Raw genomic sequence first — 19,662 nt, 5'->3', positions numbered from 1 at the left:
ATGCCCACAACGGGCGGGCGCACGGGCCCACAGCGCACGGCGCATCCCACAACGAGGCGGGGCCGCAGGCGCGGGGGTGGGCACCGCCCCAGCGGAACGGGTGGGCACAACGGCGGGCGCAACCCGCGGCGGGGGCGCGGGTGGGCACCGCCCCGGCGGGACGGTGCCCACGACGGGCGGGGCGCAGCCCGTGAGGGGGTTAGGAGAGGTGGGGGTGGAGGGCGGTGGCGGCGGCGTGGCCGTAGGCCTTGGTGAAGCGGTCCATGAAGTTGGCACGCGCGAGCGTGTACTCCTGGGTGCCCAGCGTCTCGATGACGAGCGTCGCGAGCATGCATCCGAGCTGCGCCGCGCTCTCGAGCCCGACGCCCCAGGCGAGCCCGGTGAGGAAGCCGGCGCGGAAGGCGTCGCCGACGCCGGTCGGGTCGACCTTGGCGTTCTCCTCGGGGCAGGCGACCTCGATCGGGGTCTCGCCGACGCGCTCGATGCGGACGCCGCGGGAGCCGAGGGTGGTGATCCGGTGGCCGACGCGGGAGAGGATCTCGGCGTCGGTCCAGCCGGTCTTGGACTCGATGAGGCCCTTCTCGTACTCGTTGGAGAAGAGGTAGGTGGCGCCGTCCAGGAGGGTGCGGATCTCCTCGCCGTCCATGCGGGCGATCTGCTGCGAGAAGTCGGCGGCGAAGGGGATCTCCCGGGTCTTGCACTCCTCGGTGTGGCGGAGCATGGCCTCGGGGTCGTCGGCGCCGATGAGGACGAGGTCGAGGCCGCCCACGCGGTCGGCGACGGCCTTCAGCTCGATCTGCCGGGCCTCGCTCATCGCGCCCGTGTAGAAGGAGCCGATCTGGTTGTGGTCCTTGTCCGTGGTGCAGACGAAGCGGGCGGTGTGCAGGACTTCGGAGATGCGCACCGATCCGGTGTCGACGCCGTGGCGGTCGAGCCAGGCGCGGTACTCGTCGAAGTCGAAGCCCGCGGCACCGACGAGGACCGGGCGGCTGCCGAGCTGTCCCATGCCGAAGCAGATGTTGGCGGCGACGCCTCCCCTGCGCACGTCCAGGTTGTCGACGAGGAAGGACAGGGACACCGTGTGGAGCTGGTCGGCCACGAGCTGGTCGGCGAACCGGCCGGGGAAGGTCATGAGGTGGTCGGTGGCGATGGAGCCGGTGACTGCGATACGCACGGTGGGGTGCTCCTGCGGGAAGGCGGTAATGACAGTTCACGCTACCCGTTGGGCGGTGCGCTGCCGAACAGTGGAAACTACCCCAGAGTAGGGCTTTTCTCCGGAGTGGTGGGGTGCATACGGTGCGCCCATGACCACCTACCCCGCTCCCCGCGAGCGACACGAGTCCGAGTTCAGCCTCGCGCAGCTGTGCGGCGACGGCGCTCGGATGGCCCCGCACTGGGTCGCCCCGGTCTCCCCCGCTCCCGCGCCGGTCTCGCCCGCGCTGATCCACGGGGTGGTCGTGCCGGCTTCCTCGGCGCGGCTGATCGACGCCACCGCCGAGTACGGCGGCTGACGGACGGAACCGTCCGCGCCTCCGCTCCGTCCCACCCCTGTCCGATCGAGACGAGGGAGCGTTGCGGTGAGCGGTACGGAGAACGTGCGGAGGCGACGGAACGTCCTGGCCGCCTCGGTGGCGGCGGGAGTGCTGCTGGCCGGGGGCGGCGGGGTCTATCTCGCCGCGACGGCGTCCGGCGAGGCCACTCCGTCCGGGGCGGGCGCGAAGGTCGCGGACGCGGCCGGCCCCCCGCCGCCGCTGCGCCTGGAGGGCGGTAGCGGCGGCGGTCCCGGGATCGCGCCGGGTGAACCCGATCCGGGCGGCGGTCCCAACGGGACCGTCTACACAGCCAAGGGTCCGCTCCCCCAAGGGCCCTCCTCGGCCGCGGTCCACCGGCCCGAGGGCCTGGTCACCTCGGCGGAGGTGACCAGGCTGGCCGAAGCGCTGGGCGTCTCCGGCCGCCCCGCTCTGGAGGGCGAGGTCTGGACGATCCGTCCGGAGAAGGACGGCTCGGGGCCGCGGCTCGACGTGGCACGGAAGGCACCGGGGAACTGGACGTATTCCTGGTACGACGGTGGTCCGGTCGGCGACACCTGCCTCAAGGGCAAGGCGTGCCCGCCGCCGGGTGAGGCGAAGCCGTCGCGCGGCGGTTCGCCGGTGAGCGAGGCGGCGGCGAAGGCGGCGGCCGCCCCGATCCTGAAGGTGCTCGGTCAGGACGACGCGAAGGTGACCGCGACGCAGGTCATGGACGGCTCGGTGCGGGTGGTCAACGCCGAGCCGCTGGTCGGCGGGCTGCCGACCTACGGCTGGTCGACGGGGCTGCACATCGGGCCGGACGGGCGGGCGGTCGCCGGCAGCGGGATGCTCGAGGAGCCGGCCGCGGGGGCCACGTACCCGGTGATCGGGGCGGCCAAGGCGCTCGCAGGGCTGAACGAGAAGTCGAAGGGCACGGGTCCGGTGGGGATCGGTGGCTGCGCGACGGACCCGCCGGCCGCCACGGACGGCGCCGTGAAGGAGGGCGGCACCGCGGAGCAGCCGACCGCGCCCTGCCAGTCGATCGTGGACATGGCGCCGCCGACGCAGGTCCCGGTGACGGGTGCGGTGTTCGGTCTGGCGGCGCAGGACGTGGCGGGTGAGCGGGTGCTCGTACCGGCGTGGCTGTTCACCGCGGACCCGGCGGACGGCGCGCCGTACACGGTGGTGGAGACGGCGGTGGCCCCGGAGCACCTGGCGCCGCCGGTGACGGCGCCGCCGCCGGCCGAGGGTACGGCGCCGGTCCGGCAGGTCGAGTCGTACCGGACGGAGGAGAGCGGCCGGAAGCTGACGGTCACCTTCTGGGGCGGGGTGTGCAGTACGTACACGGTCACGGCGCAGCAGACCCCTGAGCGCGTCATGGTCCGGGTGTCGGAGGCTCCGGCCGATCCCGACCGGGTGTGCGTCGCCATGGCGGTGGAGGTCACGAAGACGGTGGCGCTGGAGGACCCGCTCGGCGCGCGGGCGGTGATCGACGCGGCGAGCGGGGAGCCGGTGCCGCGCCGCTGACGGCTCCGGAACACACGTGAGGGCGGCGGCCCGGGACCAGGTCCCGGGCCGCCGCCCTCACGCGCGTACAGGCTTAGCTGAACGAGTCGCCGCAGGCGCAGGAGCCCGTGGCGTTCGGGTTGTCGATGGTGAAGCCCTGCTTCTCGATCGTGTCGACGAAGTCGATCGAGGCACCCCCGAGGTACGGGGCGCTCATGCGGTCGGTGACGACCTTGACGCCGTCGAAGTCCTTCACGACATCGCCGTCGAGCGAACGCTCGTCGAAGAACAGCTGGTAACGCAGGCCGGAGCAGCCGCCGGGCTGAACGGCGACGCGCAGGGCCAGGTCCTCGCGGCCTTCCTGGTCGAGGAGGGCCTTGACCTTGGCCGCGGCGGCGTCGGACAGGAGGATGCCGTCGCTGACAGTGGTCTTCTCGTCCGATACGGACATCTGCTTCTCTCCCGGTGTGTACGGAGACTGCTTGCCGACGGTTGCAACCGGCGGTGTCCCGGATTCATTCCGGGGCGAGCGGTGTTTCTCCTTTCATGCTCGCACACCATGTCCAGGAGCGCGGACAGCGAATTCGTCACATCGACACTATGGACATCGTCAACGTGACGTGAAGCGGTTATGATAGATAGCGTCATTTAGACGAAAAGGTTTCCCCGAAGACCCGAATGAAAGGGTGCGTGACGTGACCACCGCCCAGCCCCTGGATGTGCAGCCGACGCCGCTCGCCCTGCTCCTGCTCGGCCGCGAGGCCGACCCGAAGAGCGAGCGCGGAGTGGAGTGTCCCGGCGATCTGCCGTCGCCCTCCGACCCGGACCTGGTGGAGCGCGCCCGCGCGGCCAAGGAGAAGCTCGGGGACAAGGTCTTCGTGCTCGGCCACCACTACCAGCGTGACGAGGTCATCCAGTTCGCCGACGTCACCGGCGACTCCTTCAAGCTCGCCCGCGACGCGGCGGCCAAGCCCGAGGCCGAGTACATCGTCTTCTGCGGCGTGCACTTCATGGCGGAGTCGGCGGACATCCTCACCGGCGACGACCAGAAGGTCGTGCTGCCCGACCTGGCGGCCGGCTGCTCGATGGCCGACATGGCCACCGCCGAGCAGGTCGCCGAGTGCTGGGACGTGCTGACCGAGGCCGGCGTCGCCGAGCAGGTCGTGCCCGTCTCGTACATGAACTCCTCGGCCGACATCAAGGCCTTCACCGGCAAGCACGGGGGCACCATCTGCACCTCGTCCAACGCCGAGCGGGCCCTGAACTGGGCCTTCGAGCAGGGCGAGAAGGTCCTGTTCCTGCCGGACCAGCACCTGGGCCGCAACACCGCCGTCCGCGACATGGGCATGTCCCTGGACGACTGCGTGCTGTACAACCCGCACAAGCCGAACGGCGGCCTGACCGTCGAGGAGCTGCGTGCCGCCAAGATGATCCTGTGGCGCGGCCACTGCTCGGTGCACGGCCGCTTCTCGCTGGACTCGGTGAACGACGTCCGCGAGCGCATCCCGGGCGTGAACGTGCTCGTCCACCCCGAGTGCAAGCACGAGGTCGTCGCGGCCGCGGACTACGTGGGCTCGACCGAGTACATCATCAACACCCTGGAGGCGGCCCCGGCCGGCTCGAAGTGGGCGATCGGTACGGAGCTGAACCTGGTCCGGCGTCTGGCGAACCGTTACGCCAACCAGGGCAAGGAGATCGTCTTCCTCGACAAGACGGTCTGCTTCTGCTCGACGATGAACCGCATCGACCTGCCGCACCTGGTGTGGACCCTGGAGTCCCTCGCCGAGGGCAACCTCGTCAACCAGATCCAGGTCGACAAGGAGACGGAGAGCTTCGCGAAGCTCGCGCTGGAGCGGATGCTCGCTCTGCCGTAACGGTTCTCCATCGCGTACGACGGAAGGGGCGCCCCGCGAAGACCCGCGGGGCGCCCCTTCCGTCTGCCGTCCGGACTCAGTCCAGGAGATCCAGCAGGCCGGCATCCAACGGCGTGACGTCCGGCTGCTCCGGGATGTCCGTCGCGTCGCCCTTCTTGCCCTTCTCGCCCTTCGTCAGGGTGCTCTCGGCCCCCCTCTTCGCCGCCCTCTTCTTCGCACGGCGCTCCTTGCGGAGCTCCACCATCGCGTAGAGCGTCGGGACGAGGAGCAGCGTCAGCAGCGTCGACGTGATCAGACCGCCGATCACCACCACGGCCAGCGGCTGGGCGATGAAACCGCCCTCGCCGGTGATGCCGAGGGCCATCGGCAGCAGGGCGAAGATCGTCGCCAGGGCGGTCATCAGGATCGGGCGGAGCCGGTGGCGGCCGCCCTCGATCACCGCTTCGACGACGCCCAGGCCCTGCGCCCGGTACTGGTTGATCAGGTCGATCAGGACGATCGCGTTGGTGACGACGATGCCGATGAGCATCAGCATGCCGATCATCGCCGGGACGCCCATCGCCGTGCCGGTGATCACCAGCAGGCCGATGGCACCCGTCGCGGCGAACGGGATCGAGACCAGCAGGATCAGCGGCTGGATCAGCGACCGGAAGGTCGCCACCAGCAGCATGAAGACGATCGCGACGGCCGCGAACATCGCCAGGAGAAGGTTGATCTGGGCCTCCTCCAGGTCCTCCGTGGCGCCGCCGACGGTGGCGGTGGCGCCCTTCGGCAGGTCGAGCTCGCCGATCCTCTGCTTGAGGGCGTTGCCCACCGCGCCGGTGTCGTCACCGGTCGGCTTGGCCGTGACCGTCGCGGAGCGGGCGCCGTCGATCCGGGTCATGGAGACCGGGCCCGGGACCAGCTCGACGGAGGCGATGTCGCCCAGCCTTGCCGGACCGACGGGCAGGGCCTTCAGCTCGGCCAGGGTGGTGGCCGGCTTCGCCGAGGTGATGAGGACGTCGCGCTCGCTGTCGTCGAGGATCGCCTTGGCGGCCGGGGTGCCGCGGACGGCCTGGGCGACGATCGCGCCGAGCGAGGTGGTGTCGAGGCCGAAGTCGGCGGCCTTGTCGTTCGCCTTCACGGAGATGCGCGGGACGGACTGCGAGAGGTCGCTCTGGACGTCGGTGACGTCCGCCAGCTCGGCGACCGCGGTGCGGACCTGCTCGGAGGCCTGCTTCAGGACCTCCGGGTCGGCGGCCTTCACGACCACGCTCAGGTCCTGGTTGCCGAAGCCGTCGCCCGCGGCGATCGTGGTGTCGCCGATGCCGTCGAGCGCGCCGAGCGCCGTGTCGATGGCGTCACGGGTCTTCTCGTACGAGGCGGACTCCTCCAGGCCGACCTTGTAGGAGGCCTGGTGGGAGCCGGTGGCGCCGCCGAAGGCCGCCATGAAGCCGGAGGAGCCGACGGTGACCTGGTAGTCCTTGACGCCGTCGGTCTCCGCGAGGACCTTCTCGATCTTCTTCGCGGCCTCGTCGGCGGCGCTCAGGCTGGTGCCGGGCTCCAGCTCCTGCCGGATGTTGAGCACCTCCTGGTCGCCGGGCTCGAAGAAGTTCGTCTTCAGGAGGCCGCCCATGCCGACGGTGCCGGCCAGCACGGCGAGCGCGATGGCCACGCTGGTGAGCCGGCGCCTGGTCGCGAACCGCAGGACCGGCACGTACGCGCGCTGGAGACGGCTCTTCTCCTCCTTCTCCTCGGCCAGGCGGCGGGCCTGCTCCGGGTCCTCGGACGTGCCCTTGGGCGCGCGCAGGAACCAGTACGAGAGGACCGGGACCACGGTCAGGGAGACCAGCAGCGAGGCCAGCAGGGCCGCCGTCACCGTCAGCGAGAAGGAGCCGAACATCTCGCCGACGATGCCGCCGACCAGGCCGATCGGCAGGAACACGGCGACGGTGGTGAGGGTCGAGGAGGTGACGGCGCCCGCCACCTCGCGGACCGCGGTGAGGATCGCGCTCTGGCGCTCCTCGCCGTAGCCCAGGTGACGCTTGATGTTCTCCAGGACCACGATCGAGTCGTCGACGACCCGGCCGATGGCGATGGTGAGCGCGCCGAGCGTCAGCATGTTCAGCGAGAGGTCGCGGGTCCACAGCACGATGAGGGCGAGGAGGACCGAGAGCGGGATGGATACCGCGGTCACCAGGGTCGAACGGATCGACGCGAGGAAGACCAGGATCACCAGGACGGCCATGACGAGGCCGAGCGCGCCCTCGGTGGTCAGCCCGGAGACGGCCTTGGCGACGGCCGGTCCCTGGTCGGAGACGATGGTGAGCTCGGCGCCCGTGCCGAGGTCGCGGCGCAGCTCGGGCAGCTTCTCCTCGACCGCGTCGGAGATGGCGACGGCGCTGCCGTCCTTGTCCATGGTGGCCATGACGGCGAGGGTGGGCTTGCCGTTGGTGCGGGTGAGGGAGACGCGCGGCGACTCCTCCTGCTTCACGGTGGCGACGTCGCCGAGGCGGACCGCCTTGCCCTTTCCGGGAACGGCCGCCGGGATGCGCAGGTCCTCGATCTGCCGCAGCGAGGTGTAGCCGCCGCCGATCCGGATCGTGCGGGACTTGCCGGCCTCCGAGAAGGCGCCCGCCGGCATCGTGGCAGCGCCGGAGCGCAGGGCCTCGGCGAGCCTCATCGTGGTGAGTCCGGCGGCGGCGAGCTTCCGCTCGTCGGGGGTGACGGAGACCTGGAGGTCCTGGACGCCGCTGACGGCGACCCGGCCGACGCCCTCGATGCCCTCCAGGGCGGGCACGACGGTCCGCTCCAGCTGGTCGGCGAGGGCCTGCTGGTCCTTGTCGGACGCGGCGGCGAGGACGACGGTCGGCATGTCGTCCGTCGAGCCCGCGATCACCTGGGGGTCGACCGAGTCGGGCAGCTGGGCGCGGGCGCGGTTCACGGCCTGCTGGACGTCGGCGACGAGCTGCTTCGTCGACTCGTCGCCGTAGTCGAAGGAGGCCATGACGACGGCCATGCCCTCGGAGGCGGTGGAGGTGACCGACTTGAGCCCGTCGACGGCCTCGAGGTTGTTCTCCAGCGGCTCGACGACCTGCTTCTCGACCACATCGGGAGAGGCGCCCTGGTACGGGGCGAGGACCGAGACCATGGGGAGCTCGATCGAGGGCAGCAGTTGCTGCTTCAGCTGCGGGATCGCGATCGCCCCGAACACGATCGCGACGATGGACATCAGCCCGATCAGGGCCCGTTGCGCGAGGCTGAATCTGGACAGCCAGGACATGGCGGGGTCTCTCTTCTGTGGCGTACTCGTCGGCAGGCGGGAGCAGCCAGGACCCCGGCTCGATCCGCCGGGGGCGCCCCCGCCTACACGATCGGCCATCGGAGGCCGGAAGTCCTCGGCCCCCGGGTGCACTTCCTTATCCCGCGCGTACCGCGTCTGGAGTACGCCGTGGTGTCGGGTCACTCCACCCGCGGCCGTACCAGTCCCGATTCGTAGGCGGTGACCACCAGCTGTGCCCGGTCGCGGGCGCCCAGCTTCGCCATGGTCCGGTTGACGTGGGTCTTCACCGTGAGGGGGCTGACGTCGAGCCGCTCGGCGATCTCGTCGTTCGACAGTCCGCCCGCGACCAGGACGAGGACCTCGCGCTCGCGGGCGGTCAGCGCGGCGAGGCGTTCGGAGCGGGCCCTGCCGCCCTCGCCGCCGATGTCCACGCCCGCGCCCTGGGCGAGGAAGGTGGCGATCAGGCCCTTGGTGGCGGCCGGGGAGAGCAGTGCCTCGCCGGCGTGGGCGATCCGGATCGCGCCGAGCAGCTCGTCCGGCTCGGCGCCCTTGCCGAGGAAACCGGAGGCGCCGGCGCGCAGCGACTGCACGACGTACTCGTCGACCTCGAAGGTGGTCAGCATGACGATCCGCACGTCCGAGAGCTCAGGGTCGGCGGTGATCATGCGGGTCGCGGCGAGTCCGTCCGTGCCGGGCATGCGGATGTCCATCAGGACGACGTCGGGGCGCTCGGAGCGGGCGAGGGCGACCGCCTCGGCGCCGTCGGGGGCCTCCCCGACGACCTCCATGTCCGGCTCGGAGTCCACCAGGACCTTGAACGCGCTGCGCAGCAGGGCCTGGTCGTCGGCGAGCAGTACCCGGATCGTCATGTGTCCTCCCCCGTGCGGGACGTCACCGGCAGTATCGCCTGGACGCGGAAGCCTCCGCCGTACCGGGGTGCGGCGGTCAGGGTGCCGCCGAGCGCGCCGACCCGCTCGCGCATGCCGAGCAGGCCGTGACCGCCGGAGGCTTCGGGCTGCGCGGCGCCGGTCCGCGGGGCGCCGTTGTCGAGGACGGTGATCTCGACCGTACGTCCGACCCGGACGACGCTGACCTCGGCCTCGGCGTCCGGCCCCGCGTGCTTGCGGACGTTGGTGAGCGCCTCCTGCACGATCCGGTACGCGGCCAGGTCGACGGTCGCGGGCAGCGGCTTGTCGCCGTCGGCGCGGGTCACGGCGACGGAGACGGGGAGGCCGGCCTTCCGGAAGCTGTCGAGCAGTCCGTCGAGGACGGCGAGACCCGGGGCGGGTTCGGTGGGCGCCTCGGGGTCGCCGGACTGGCGCAGCAGGCCGACGGTGGCGCGCAGCTCGTCGAGCGCGGAGCGGCTCGCCTCACGGACGTACGACAGGGCCTCCTTGGCCTGGTCGGGGCGCTTGTCCATGACGTGGGCGGCGACGCCCGCCTGCACGTTGACCAGCGCGATGTGGTGGGCGACGACGTCGTGGAGGTCGCGGGCGATCCGCAGCCGCTCCTCGGCGACCCGGCGGCCCGCCTCCTCCTCGCGGGTGCGCTCGGCCCGCTCGGCCCGTTCACGTATCGCGTCGACGAACGCGCGGCGGCTGCGCACGGCGTCCCCCGCGGCGGCCGCCATGCCGGTCCAGGCGAACACCCCGAGGTTGTCCTGCGCGTACCAGTGCGTCGGGCCGAAGGCCATGGCGGCGACGGTGAGCACCGCCATCGTGACCAGGCCGACCCGCCAGGTGGTGGGCCGGTCGGTGCGGGCGGCGACCGTGAACAGCGCGACGACCGCGCTCATCGCGATCGGCGCCGGCCTGTTGTCGCTGACCAGTTCGAAGAGGCTGATCGTCACCGTGAAGCAGAGCACCGCGAACGGGTTGCGCCTTCGCAGTACCAGCGCGGCCGCCCCGGCGACCATGATCAGCACGCTCCACACGTCCGGCGAGTGGTCGCCGAACGTCGGCCCGTCCGGACTCCCGTGCGGGTCGGTGAACGACCCGGCGATCATGGAGACGAGCACGCCGAACGCCAGCACCGCGTCGAAGGCCAGCGGGTGGGCACGGAACCCGTCACGCACACGCACGTACGGGGTCCCGTTGGAGGAGCCGGTGGGGGTCACGGGGCACAACGGTACGGGGCGGCGCGCCGCGGGGGTACGGGGCGGGGTGCGGGCCGCGACCGGGCGCGGGCCGCGCGGCGCGGGAGTACGCGGCGGGAGTGCGGGCCGCGATCGGGCACCGCGCTCGGGCCCGGGCCGCGCGGCGCCGGCCACGTGGTGCGGCGCCGGCCACGTGGTGCGGCGCCGGCCACGTGGTGCGGCGCCGGCCACGTGGTGCGGCGTCAGACGCGCGGTGCGGCGTCAGACGCGCGGTGCGGCACCGGACAGGCGTGCGGTGCGGCACCGGACAGGCGTGCGGCGCCCGACGCGCGGCGGTCCCGGCGCCCTGGGGGCGGCGGGACCGTCGGGGAAAGCGGGTCAGCCCGGGATGAGGCCGTCGCCGGAGAGCATGGCCCGGACCTCGTCGAGGCTCGCGTCGGGAGCCGGGAGGATGAGCTCCGAGGGCTCCAGGGCCTCGTCCGGGAGGGGCTCGCCGAGTCGCCGGACGGCGTCGAGGAGGTCACCCAGCGTGCGCCGGAAACCGTCCTCGTCCCCCGACTCCATCTCCGCGAGCAGCTCGTCGTCGAGCCGGTTGAGCTCGACGACGTGGCTGTCGGCCAGCGTCCGCTGGCCCTCCCCCATGATCCGTACGATCATGACGCGTCCTGTCTGTCGCCTACTTCTCGAAACGCGGGTGGGACTGCTGGGTGCGGTCCTGCGGCGCGGCCGCGCCACCGCCCTCGATGGCCTGCTGCTGCGCCGACGGCCCGCCGGCCAGCTCGGCCTTCATCCGCTGGAGCTCCAGCTCGACGTCCGTACCTCCGGACAGCCGGTCCAGCTCCGCCTGGATGTCGTCCTTCGCGAGCCCGGACTGGTCGTCCAGGGCGCCCGAGGCGAGCAGCTCGTCGATCGCGCCCGCGCGCGCCTGGAGCTGGGCGGTCTTGTCCTCGGCCCGCTGGATCGCGAGGCCGACGTCGCTCATCTCCTCCGAGATGCCGGAGAAGGACTCGGCGATCCGGGTCTGCGCCTGGGCCGCCGTGTAGGTCGCCTTGATGGTCTCCTTCTTGGTGCGGAAGGCGTCGACCTTGGCCTGGAGACGCTGGGCGGCGAGAGTGAGCTTCTCCTCCTCGCCCTGCAGCGTCTGGTGCTGCACCTCCAGGTCGCTGACCTGCTGCTGGAGGGCGGCCCGCCGGGACAGCGCCTCGCGCGCCAGGTCCTCGCGGCCGAGCGCCAGCGCCTTGCGGCCCTGGTCCTCCAGCTTGGCGGACTGGCCCTGCAGCTGGTTCAGCTGGAGTTCGAGCCGCTTGCGGGAGGTCGCGACGTCGGCGACACCGCGACGGACCTTCTGCAGCAGCTCCAGCTGCTTCTGGTACGAGTAATCGAGCGTCTCGCGCGGATCCTCGGCCCGGTCAAGGGCCTTGTTCGCCTTCGCGCGGAAGATCATCCCCATACGCTTCATGACACCGCTCATGGGCTTCGCGCGCCCCCTTCTGACGGACTTCGGCTCCAGCTCTCCAACAGGTCCACACTACGGGCCCTGTCTCCATTACCGCACTGTTCGGAGCGGGATGCGCTCCTCCCCAAGGACGACTGCGCGCGGTCCTCCCTCCGGCCCAGGGTGTAGAGGGGTCTAGGGGGAGTCCCGGCTCGTCGCCTGCACGTACCACCCAGGACGCAGTCTGTTAGCGGATCGTTCCCGCCCGAGCTGGGGTCCATGCCCACCACCCCGTACCCTTGGGTTTTGTGTTCCGTAGCCGTTCGAAGGACGAGAAGGCCCCCACCGACAAGGTGACGGCGGACCTCTCCACCAAGCAGCCCCGCGACCCCGAGGCCCCCAAGGGCCGCCCGACCCCGAAGCGGAGTGAAGCGCAGACCCAGCGTCGGCGTGCCGCGACGGTGCCGACCGACCGCAAGGAGGCCGCCAAGCGCCAGCGCGAGGCACGCCGCTCCGATCTGGCCCGTCAGCGCGAAGCGCTGGCCAGTGGCGACGAGCGTTACCTGCCCGCCCGCGACAAGGGTCCGGTCCGCCGCTTCGTGCGCGACTTCGTCGACTCCCGGTTCGCGATCGCCGAATTCTTCCTGCCGATGGCCGTGGTGATCCTCGTGCTGTCGCTGTTCGGCAACGCCAACCGGGCCCTGCAGAACATCTCCCTGCTGCTCTGGCTCGGTGTGATCATCCTGATCGTCATCGACTCGATCGGCATCTGGATCCGGCTGCGCAAGCAGCTGAACGAGCGCTTCCCGAACGAGCCGAAGCGCGGTGCGATCGCCTACGGCCTGATGCGTACGCTCCAGATGCGCCGACTGCGACTGCCGAAGCCGCAGGTCAAGCGCGGAGAGCGGCCCTGAGCGCCGACAGCTCGGACAGCGGCGAACACACCCTCGGCGAGGGTGCTTTCGGCGCGGCCACCTCGGAGGCGGGCGGCCCCGTGCTGCCCGCCGTCGCACAGCCCGCCGGTCCCGGCGGCCTGCGCGACACCATCCGCCAGGAGATCATCGCCCGCCAGCTCGACGAGCAGATATCCAGCCGCTACCCCGTAGGGCAGCGGCTGCGGATCCTCGACGCCGGCATGGGGCAGGGCGCGCAGACGCTCCGCCTCGCCCGCGCCGGTCACACCGTGACGGGCCTGGAGGCCGATCCCGAGCTCCTCAAAGCGGCGCGCGACTCACTGGCGACCGAACCCGCCGGAATCCGCGAGCGGGTCCGGATGATCGAGGGCGACGGACGCGAGACCGGCGTCCACTTCCTGCCCGGCAGCTTCGACGTGGTCCTCTGCCACGGCGTCCTCATGTACGCGGACGAACCGGACGCACTGCTCGCCGGCCTCGCCCGGATGCTGGCCCCCGGCGGCCTGCTCTCCCTGGTCGTGCGAAACGCCGAGGCGCTCGCCATGCGGCCCGGCCTCGCCGGCGACTGGTCAGGAGCGCTCACGGCCTTCGACTCCGACGTGTACACCGACGACCACGGCGTGAAGGTCCGCGCCGACCGGCTCGACGCGATCACCGCGACGCTCTCGGGCATCGCGGCGCCGCTGCACGCCTGGTACGGGGTACGCGTCTTCACCGACGGCGTCCCCGCCGGGGCGGGGCTGCCGGCCGCCGAAGAACTGGAACGGCTGCTTTCCGCCGAGGATCGGGCGGGGCGGGTGGAGCCGTATCGCGGCGCCTCCGCCCCCTGAGCCCTGACCCGCACCCATTGCTCGGCGCGCACCGGGTGCGGGTTCAGGCGCGGAAGCCTGGGCCCGGCAAGGGGCGCCGCCCGTTGTGCCCACCCGTTCCGCCCCGGCGGAACGATTGCCCACAACGAGGCGGGGCCGGGGGTTGCGGGTGGGCACCGCCCCAGCGGAACGAATGCCCACAACGGGCGGGGCCGGGGGTTGCGGGTGGGCACCGCCCCGGCGGAACGAATGCCCACAACGAGGCGGGGCGCAGGCCCGGGGGTGGGCGTCCGCTCCGTGGAGCGGGCGCCCACCGGGGTCAGGATTCGGCGTTGAGGGGCATGGGGCCGTAGATCTTGGTGCCGTCCTCGGAGAGGGTGACCTGGTCGGCGCCGCCGCCGAGGAGGTCACGCCAGTGCTCGCCGATCCAGCTTTCGGCGTCGCCCTGGGTGGTGAACTCCTCGGGGGTCACCACCGGCTCGACCTGTGTGCCGTCGGACTTCTCGAACCGCCACGTCCATGCCATGTCCGCCTCCTGGCGCTCACCGGATGATCGGTTTCCTGCCCGCAGCGTAGCCGGGCGCGCACGCCTCGCGGTGGCGCGGGAGGATCTGAGGGTGGAACTGACTCTGCTCGGCACCGGAGCCCCGCTCGGCCTGCCCCGCCCCGACTGCCCCTGCGCCGTGTGCGCGCTGTCCCGCGGTACCCGGGTGCGGGCCGCGACCGCGCTGCTCGTGGACAGTGCGCTGCTGCTGGACCTGACCCCGGGCGCCGCGCTGGCGGCGGCCCGTTCGGGACATTCGCTCGTGGGTGTGCGGCAGGTGCTGCTGACGCATCCGCACGACGGGCCGGCGGTGGAGGTGCCGGCGGGGCTGCCGACGGCGGGCCGGGTGCCGGACGGCCGGGAGCTGACGCTGATCAGCGGGCACACGGTGCGGGCGGTGTCGATGGACTCCCCCGGCACCGGGTACGAGGTGACGTCGGCGGACGGCGAGCGGCTGCTGTACCTGCCGCCGGGCGGCGCTCCGGCGGGGCTGCCGGAGGACCACGGGGTGCCGTACGACATGGTGATCGCCGATGTGACGGGCCGGCCGGACGGACTGGCGCGGCTGCGGGCGACGGGGGCGGTCGGGACGACCACCGAGGTGATCGCGGTGCACCTGGACCACGACGCGCCCACGGGGGCCGAGCTGGACCGGCGGCTGGCGGCGGCGGGCGCGCGGGCGGTGCCGGACGGGACGACGCTGTACGTGGGCGAGTACCACGAGGTGCCGGACGTGCCGCGGCGGACGCTGGTGACCGGCGGGGCCCGGTCGGGGAAGTCGGTGGAGGCCGAGCGGCGCCTGGAGACCTTCCCCGACGTGCTGTACGTGGCGACGGGCGGGACCCGGGAGGGCGACGCGGAGTGGGCGCAGCGGGTGGACCTGCACCGGGAGCGGCGGCCGGGTTCCTGGCGTACCGCCGAGACCTGCGACCTCGTGCCCCTGCTCGCCGGGGACGGTCCGGCGCTGCTGATCGACTGTCTGTCGCTGTGGCTGACCGATGCCATGGACCGGGTGGGCGCGTGGGACGACGAGCGGTGGGCGGCGGGCGGGCAGACGGCGCTGCGGGAGCGGACGGCGGAGCTGGTGGCGGCGCTGCGGGCCACGGGCCGTACGGTCGTGGCGGTGACGAACGAGGTCGGCTCGGGTGTGGTGCCGGGCACGGCGGCGGGGCGCAGGTTCCGGGACGAGCTGGGCCGGCTGAACGCGGCCTTCGCCGACGAGTGCGAGCAGGTCCTCCTCGTGGTCGCCGGACAGCCGTTGGTGTTGCGCGGGTAGGGTGCGATCACCGATGGCCACCGGACAGGCCCCAGCTGATTGTCACAAGGCGGAACCCGTGAACCTGGACGACTTCTCCGATCTGATCGAGCGCCCCGACGGCGGGATCCGCCGTGACGCGGAGGAGCGCCGGGAGCGGCTGATCGTGCCGCCCGGCGCGCTGGGGCGCCTGGACGAGCTGGGCGAGTGGCTGGCGGCGGCGCAGGCGACCGTCAAGGTGCGGGCGATCGAGCAGCCGCGGGTGGTGCTGTTCGCGGGCGACCACGGGGTGGCCTCGCTCGACGTGTCGGGCCGTGCCGCGGGTACCGCGCACGAGCTGGTGCGCGCGGTCCTGGACGGGGCGAGCCCGCTGGCCGTGCTGGCCCGCTCGATGAACGTGCCGGTGCGGGTGGTGGACGCGGGTCTGGACTGCGAGCCGGAGCTGCTGCCCGCCGAGGTGGTGCGGCGCCGGGTGCGGCGCGGCAGCGGCCGGATCGACGTGGAGAACGCGCTGACGGTCGAGGAGACGGAGGCCGCGGTCCGGCTCGGCGTCGCGATCGCCGACGAGGAGGCGGACTCGGGCACCGATCTGGTGGTGCTCGGGGACCTGAGCGTCGGCGGGACGACGCCGGCGTCGACGCTGATCGCGGCGCTGTGCGGGACGGACGCCTCGGTGGTGACCGGCCGGGGCGGCGCCGGGATCGACGATCTGGCGTGGATGCGCAAGTGCGCGGCGATCCGGGACGCGCTGCGGCGGGCCCGGCCGGTCCTCGGCGACCAACTGGAGCTGCTGGCGGCGGTCGGCGGGGCGGACCTGGCGGCGATGACGGGTTTCCTGTTGCAGGCGTCGGTGCGGCGGATGCCGGTGATCCTGGACGGTGTGGTGGGTGCGGCCTGCGCGCTGGTGGCGCAGCGGGCGGCGTTCCGGGCGCCGGACTGGTGGCTCGCGGGCCAGGTGAGCGGGGAGCCGGCGCAGGCGAAGGCGCTGGACCGGATGGCGCTCAACCCGCTGCTCGACCACGGCGTCCATGTGGGTGAGGGAACCGGGGCGTTGCTCGCGCTTCCCCTCGTCCAGGCCGCGGCGGCGTTCGCCGCGGAGCTTCCCGAGCGTCCGGATCCGGCCACGTCGGCCGCGTCGGACGACTCCGACGGGGAGCACTGAGGGAAGAGGGACCGCCCGGATCCGGAGCGGCGGCGCGCCACGCGCGCGGCCGCCTCCGGCGCCCGGGCGCGGCGAGCGGTGCCCCATATGATCGCTTTTCATGGGAGAGGTCCGCTTGTCCGCCGAAGCAGCGCCCCGGGGCAGCACCGTCCGTTCGCGCCGCGGCGCAGCGTTCGCCGTCTGGTACCTGCGCGTCGTCACGTTCATCAATTTCCTGAGCGCCGTCTGGGTCTCGTTCGGACAGGACCTGCGCCGGCACAACGAGGACGACTACTTCACGCCGTACATGCTCACGGCGGGCTTCGCCTCGGGGGTCTTCACCCTGTTCCTGGCGATCACCATGCGGCGCCGCAAGCGGGCCGCGTGGATCCTCAACATGGTGCTCGGCGGCCTCTTCCTGCTGCTCTTCGCGCTCGTGATGGTCTTCCCGGAGATCCGGCGGCACGCCCAGAACTGGATCTCGCTCACCCTGACCGCCGCCTTCGTCGTGGCGCTGCTGCTCGGCCGCAGGGAGTTCTACGCGAAGGGCGACCGTTCCAACCCGTGGCTGGCCGCGGCCGTGGCGGTCGGCGGACTCCTCGTCACCTCGCTGCTCGCCGCCGTCCTGGTCACCGTCACCAACACCTCCACCGGCCACTCCACCTTCCTGGAGCGCTGGCGGTACGGCGTGCTGCGGCTGATCACCCTGGCCGCCGACGACTCCCGCATGCCCGGCATCTCCACCCCCGGCTGGGTCGACGTCACCATCAACGTGATGTCCACGCTGCTCCTGTTCGCCGTCCTCTTCGCGGCGTTCCGCTCCCGGCGGGCCACCGACCCGCTGACGGAGGAGGACGAGGAGCGGCTGCGGGCGCTGCTCGACAAGCACGGCGACCGCGACTCGCTCGGCTACTTCTCGCTGCGCCGGGAGAAGAGCGTCGTGTGGTCGCCGAGCGAGAAGGCGGCCGTCGCCTACCGGGTGGTCGGCGGGGTGTCCCTCGCCTCCGGCGACCCGATCGGCGACCCCGAGGCCTGGCCCGGCGCCATCGAGCCCTGGCTGGCCGAGGCCCGCGAGCACGGCTGGATCCCGGCGGTGATGGGCGCGAGCGAGGAGGCCGGCACCATCTACGCCCGGCACGGCCTGGACGCCCTGGAGCTGGGCGACGAGGCGATCGTGGAGACCGACGAGTTCACCCTGGACGGCCGGGCGATGCGGACGGTCCGGCAGGCGTACAACCGGGTCAAGCGGGCCGGGTACGAGGTCCGGATCCGACGCCACGAGGACATTCCGGCCGACGAGACGGCCGAGCTGCTGCGCAAGGCCGACGACTGGCGGGACGGGGCCACCGAACGGGGCTTCTCGATGGCGCTGGGCCGGCTCGGCGATCCGAGCGACGGCCGCTGCGTGATGCTGGAGTGCACCGACGAGCAGGGTGAGCTGCGGGCCGTGCTGTCCTTCGTGCCCTGGGGCCCCAAGGGGCTCTCGCTCGACCTGATGCGCCGTGACCGGGAGTCCGAGAACGGTCTGATGGAGTTCATGGTCATCGAACTCCTCCAGCGGGCCAAGGAGATCGGGATCACTCAGGTCTCACTGAACTTCGCCATGTTCCGCTCCGTCTTCGAACGTGGCTCGAAGCTCGGGGCGGGACCCGTGCTGCGGATGTGGCGTTCGCTGCTCAGCTTCTTCTCCCGCTGGTGGCAGATCGAGTCGCTGTACCGCGCCAACGCCAAGTACCGACCCATCTGGGAGCCCCGATTCATGCTCTTCGAGAAGAGTGCCGACCTGCTGCGCATCGGCCTGGCGGCCGGTCGGGCCGAGGGCTTCCTGGAGGCCCCGGGCCTGCCGAAGTGGATGCACCGCAGGCATCTGGAGAGCGGGCGTTGAGCGGGGGCCTCGCCCGGTTCGCCCGCCGCGAGTGGGGGCCGCTGTTCGGCACCGTACGGGCCGCCCTCGTCACGTCGGGGTGGCGTGCGGTGCCGATGACGCTGGCCGCCGTCTGCCTGACGGCCGGGTTCCAGGTCGTGCAGAACCAGGACTGGGGCTACCAGCCGGTCCAGGACATCGGTTCCGTACGGGCCGAGGACCCGCTGTGGCTCGCGCTGCTGCGGACTCCGCTGTCGCTCTTCGTCCCCGCGCTCGACCTGCCCGTGTGGGGCGCCCTGGCCCAGGTGCTGCTGGTGTTCGGGATCGCCGAGATCTGCATCGGGCGGTGGCGGACGCTCGGCGTCGCCTACCTGGCGACGCTGGCCGGCACGCTCTACGCGCGCGTGGGCATCGCGCTCGGCCCTGACGGCCCGCTCGGGCTGCCCGCCACCGACGCGCAGGTCGTCGACACCGGCCCGTCGGCGGCCGTGGTGGGTCTCGCCGTGTACGTCTGCCGGCGGTACGGCGCCCGGTGGACGGGCGCGCTCGTCGTGCTGGCGATGGTGGTCGAGGTGGTGATCAAGCCGAACCTGGCGGGCAAGGAGCACCTCGCGGCGATCGCCGCCGTCCTCGTCCTGATCGGGGTCCAGGCCTGGCGCGGGCGCGGTCAGGACGACGGGGGCGTGCCCCGCCCGGGCACCCGCTCCTGGAAGCCGCCGATCACGTCCTGAAGGCGGCGGCGGACCTTGGTCCACCGTTTGTCGTGGCGGTACGCGCGGATCGCGGCCCGGGCCCTGGCCTTGTGGCGGCGGGCGTAGAGGTGCCGGGACCACCAGGAGCCCGGGCGGGCCAGGCGGACGGCGCCGACGATCGCCACGAACGGGATCAGGGTCCCGATCACGGCGAGCCGGACCTTCCCCTTCACCAGGGTGACCAGGACCAGGGCGAAGTTGAGCACGAGGGTGAGGATGAAAGTGGCCCGGTCCTGCCGCTCGTCCGCCGTCATGTCGTTGACGCCGAGCGGTGAGAAGCCGCTGAGCGCGAGTCCCACCAGGGCCGCGGTGAGGACGACCACCTCGACGCTCTTGCGGCCCTCGTCCGTCCAGTACACGTCGTCCAGGTGGAGGATGAGCGCGAACTCGTCGAGGACGAGCCCGGCGCCGATCCCGAAGACGACGGCGAAGACGGCGCCGCCCACGCCGTGCCGGTCGCTGCCCACCGCGCCGAATCCGCCGATGACGGTGAGGACGACGCCGGGTACGACGTGATGGATGTGGAGCCCTCCGGAGGAGACGTTCCGGAACGGGCCCTTCCCCGCCCGGATGAGCCGGGTGACGGTGCGGGTGACCAGGAATGTCAGGACGAAGGAGGTCAGAGCGAGCAGCATCGGGACCTTGCCCGGCTCGACGATGTTGCGGGAGAACCAGTGACCCATGCCACCCCGTTCCGATATGC

18 protein-coding genes are annotated in these 19,662 nt (G+C 72.3%); 9 read left to right on the top strand and 9 right to left on the bottom strand.

Translation table 11 applies throughout. The annotated features are described in order from the left end of the window. Positions 1-199: 199 nt before the first annotated feature. Positions 200-1,174: a carbohydrate kinase family protein gene (locus OO54_RS33910; RefSeq protein ID WP_033210191.1), complete on the bottom strand. Its 975-nt coding sequence runs from the start codon at positions 1,172-1,174 to the stop codon at positions 200-202. 130 nt (positions 1,175-1,304) lie between these two features. Here OO54_RS33910 and OO54_RS33905 point away from each other — a divergent pair, with 130 nt between their 5' ends. After that, the gene (locus OO54_RS33905; protein WP_017238862.1) at positions 1,305-1,511 is read left to right on the top strand and encodes a hypothetical protein; all 207 of its coding nucleotides are present in this window, start codon (positions 1,305-1,307) and stop codon (positions 1,509-1,511) included. A 66-nt stretch (positions 1,512-1,577) separates the two neighbouring features. Beyond that, positions 1,578-3,035, top strand: a complete 1,458-nt coding sequence (locus tag OO54_RS33900) for a hypothetical protein (RefSeq protein WP_033210188.1) — start codon at positions 1,578-1,580, stop codon at positions 3,033-3,035. Positions 3,036-3,108: 73 nt separating this feature from the next. Here OO54_RS33900 and OO54_RS33895 read toward each other — a convergent pair whose 3' ends face one another. Further along, the gene (locus OO54_RS33895) at positions 3,109-3,465 is read right to left on the bottom strand and encodes a HesB/IscA family protein (protein ID WP_015033024.1); all 357 of its coding nucleotides are present in this window, start codon (positions 3,463-3,465) and stop codon (positions 3,109-3,111) included. A gap of 244 nt (positions 3,466-3,709) precedes the next feature. On the opposite strand from OO54_RS33895, the gene nadA reads away from it, so the two are divergent. Beyond that, positions 3,710-4,888 (top strand): quinolinate synthase NadA, encoded by a 1,179-nt coding sequence (gene nadA, locus OO54_RS33890; protein ID WP_033210186.1) that lies wholly within the window; start codon positions 3,710-3,712, stop codon positions 4,886-4,888. Between the two features lie 76 nt (positions 4,889-4,964). Here nadA and OO54_RS33885 read toward each other — a convergent pair whose 3' ends face one another. From OO54_RS33885 to OO54_RS33865, 5 genes are all read right to left on the bottom strand, one after another. Beyond that, a complete protein-coding gene (locus OO54_RS33885) occupies positions 4,965-8,150 on the bottom strand; it encodes an efflux RND transporter permease subunit (RefSeq protein WP_033210183.1) in 3,186 nt (1,061 codons plus the stop codon). Positions 8,151-8,329: 179 nt separating this feature from the next. Next, entirely contained in the window at positions 8,330-9,019 is a 690-nt protein-coding gene (locus tag OO54_RS33880) for a response regulator (RefSeq protein WP_033210179.1), read from the bottom strand. Continuing rightward, entirely contained in the window at positions 9,016-10,266 is a 1,251-nt protein-coding gene (locus tag OO54_RS33875; protein ID WP_033210171.1) for a sensor histidine kinase, read from the bottom strand. Before OO54_RS33875 ends, OO54_RS33880 begins: the two co-directional genes overlap by 4 nt. Before the next feature lie 357 nt (positions 10,267-10,623). After that, positions 10,624-10,902, bottom strand: coding sequence for a PspA-associated protein PspAA (gene pspAA / locus OO54_RS33870; protein ID WP_033210168.1), 279 nt, complete (start codon positions 10,900-10,902; stop codon positions 10,624-10,626). Positions 10,903-10,921: 19 nt separating this feature from the next. Then, entirely contained in the window at positions 10,922-11,716 is a 795-nt protein-coding gene (locus OO54_RS33865; protein WP_017238869.1) for a PspA/IM30 family protein, read from the bottom strand. Between the two features lie 272 nt (positions 11,717-11,988). Here OO54_RS33865 and OO54_RS33860 point away from each other — a divergent pair, with 272 nt between their 5' ends. Both OO54_RS33860 and OO54_RS33855 read left to right on the top strand, forming a co-directional pair. Further along, on the top strand, positions 11,989-12,594 hold the full coding sequence (locus OO54_RS33860) for a DUF3043 domain-containing protein (RefSeq protein WP_033210165.1): 606 nt from the start codon (positions 11,989-11,991) through the stop codon (positions 12,592-12,594). Positions 12,595-12,674: 80 nt separating this feature from the next. Further along, complete coding sequence (locus OO54_RS33855; protein ID WP_209440907.1) at positions 12,675-13,424, top strand: class I SAM-dependent methyltransferase; 750 nt, start codon at positions 12,675-12,677, stop codon at positions 13,422-13,424. A gap of 298 nt (positions 13,425-13,722) precedes the next feature. Here the strand turns inward: OO54_RS33855 and OO54_RS33850 are convergent, their stop codons facing one another. Beyond that, the gene (locus OO54_RS33850) at positions 13,723-13,929 is read right to left on the bottom strand and encodes a hypothetical protein (RefSeq protein ID WP_017238872.1); all 207 of its coding nucleotides are present in this window, start codon (positions 13,927-13,929) and stop codon (positions 13,723-13,725) included. Between the two features lie 91 nt (positions 13,930-14,020). On the opposite strand from OO54_RS33850, the gene OO54_RS33845 reads away from it, so the two are divergent. From OO54_RS33845 to OO54_RS46890, 4 genes are all read left to right on the top strand, one after another. Continuing rightward, positions 14,021-15,223: a bifunctional adenosylcobinamide kinase/adenosylcobinamide-phosphate guanylyltransferase gene (locus OO54_RS33845; RefSeq protein WP_033210162.1), complete on the top strand. Its 1,203-nt coding sequence runs from the start codon at positions 14,021-14,023 to the stop codon at positions 15,221-15,223. A 58-nt stretch (positions 15,224-15,281) separates the two neighbouring features. Beyond that, on the top strand, positions 15,282-16,364 hold the full coding sequence (cobT, locus tag OO54_RS33840; protein ID WP_033210160.1) for a nicotinate-nucleotide--dimethylbenzimidazole phosphoribosyltransferase: 1,083 nt from the start codon (positions 15,282-15,284) through the stop codon (positions 16,362-16,364). A gap of 100 nt (positions 16,365-16,464) precedes the next feature. Beyond that, a complete protein-coding gene (locus OO54_RS33835; protein WP_033210158.1) occupies positions 16,465-18,228 on the top strand; it encodes a phosphatidylglycerol lysyltransferase domain-containing protein in 1,764 nt (587 codons plus the stop codon). After that, positions 18,225-18,938 carry a hypothetical protein gene (locus OO54_RS46890; RefSeq protein WP_033210156.1) on the top strand — a complete coding sequence of 238 codons (714 nt, stop codon included), beginning with the start codon at positions 18,225-18,227 and terminating at the stop codon, positions 18,936-18,938. The genes OO54_RS33835 and OO54_RS46890 overlap by 4 nt, the downstream gene beginning before the upstream one ends. Here the strand turns inward: OO54_RS46890 and OO54_RS33825 are convergent. Beyond that, positions 18,875-19,642 carry a hypothetical protein gene (locus tag OO54_RS33825; RefSeq protein WP_033210154.1) on the bottom strand — a complete coding sequence of 256 codons (768 nt, stop codon included), beginning with the start codon at positions 19,640-19,642 and terminating at the stop codon, positions 18,875-18,877. The two genes, OO54_RS46890 and OO54_RS33825, sit on opposite strands and share 64 nt — an antisense overlap. Positions 19,643-19,662: the final 20 nt, after the last annotated feature.

Origin of the sequence: Streptomyces wedmorensis, assembly GCF_000716445.1 — a bacterium.
GTDB lineage: Bacteria > Actinomycetota > Actinomycetes > Streptomycetales > Streptomycetaceae > Streptomyces > Streptomyces wedmorensis.
This window is presented reverse-complemented; position numbering and strand designations above follow the sequence as displayed.

What these genes read in the sequence shown, in the direction of transcription:
- OO54_RS33905 (WP_017238862.1), top strand. Translation starts at nt 1,305, where the DNA reads ATGACCACCTACCCCGCTCCCCGCGAGCGACACGAGTCCGAGTTCAGC.
- OO54_RS33895 (WP_015033024.1), bottom strand. Translation starts at nt 3,465, where the DNA reads ATGTCCGTATCGGACGAGAAGACCACTGTCAGCGACGGCATCCTCCTG.
- OO54_RS33885 (WP_033210183.1), bottom strand. Translation starts at nt 8,150, where the DNA reads ATGTCCTGGCTGTCCAGATTCAGCCTCGCGCAACGGGCCCTGATCGGG.
- OO54_RS33880 (WP_033210179.1), bottom strand. Translation starts at nt 9,019, where the DNA reads ATGACGATCCGGGTACTGCTCGCCGACGACCAGGCCCTGCTGCGCAGC.
- pspAA (WP_033210168.1), bottom strand. Translation starts at nt 10,902, where the DNA reads ATGATCGTACGGATCATGGGGGAGGGCCAGCGGACGCTGGCCGACAGC.
- OO54_RS33865 (WP_017238869.1), bottom strand. Translation starts at nt 11,716, where the DNA reads ATGAGCGGTGTCATGAAGCGTATGGGGATGATCTTCCGCGCGAAGGCG.
- OO54_RS33850 (WP_017238872.1), bottom strand. Translation starts at nt 13,929, where the DNA reads ATGGCATGGACGTGGCGGTTCGAGAAGTCCGACGGCACACAGGTCGAG.
- OO54_RS33835 (WP_033210158.1), top strand. Translation starts at nt 16,465, where the DNA reads ATGGGAGAGGTCCGCTTGTCCGCCGAAGCAGCGCCCCGGGGCAGCACC.
- OO54_RS33825 (WP_033210154.1), bottom strand. Translation starts at nt 19,642, where the DNA reads ATGGGTCACTGGTTCTCCCGCAACATCGTCGAGCCGGGCAAGGTCCCG.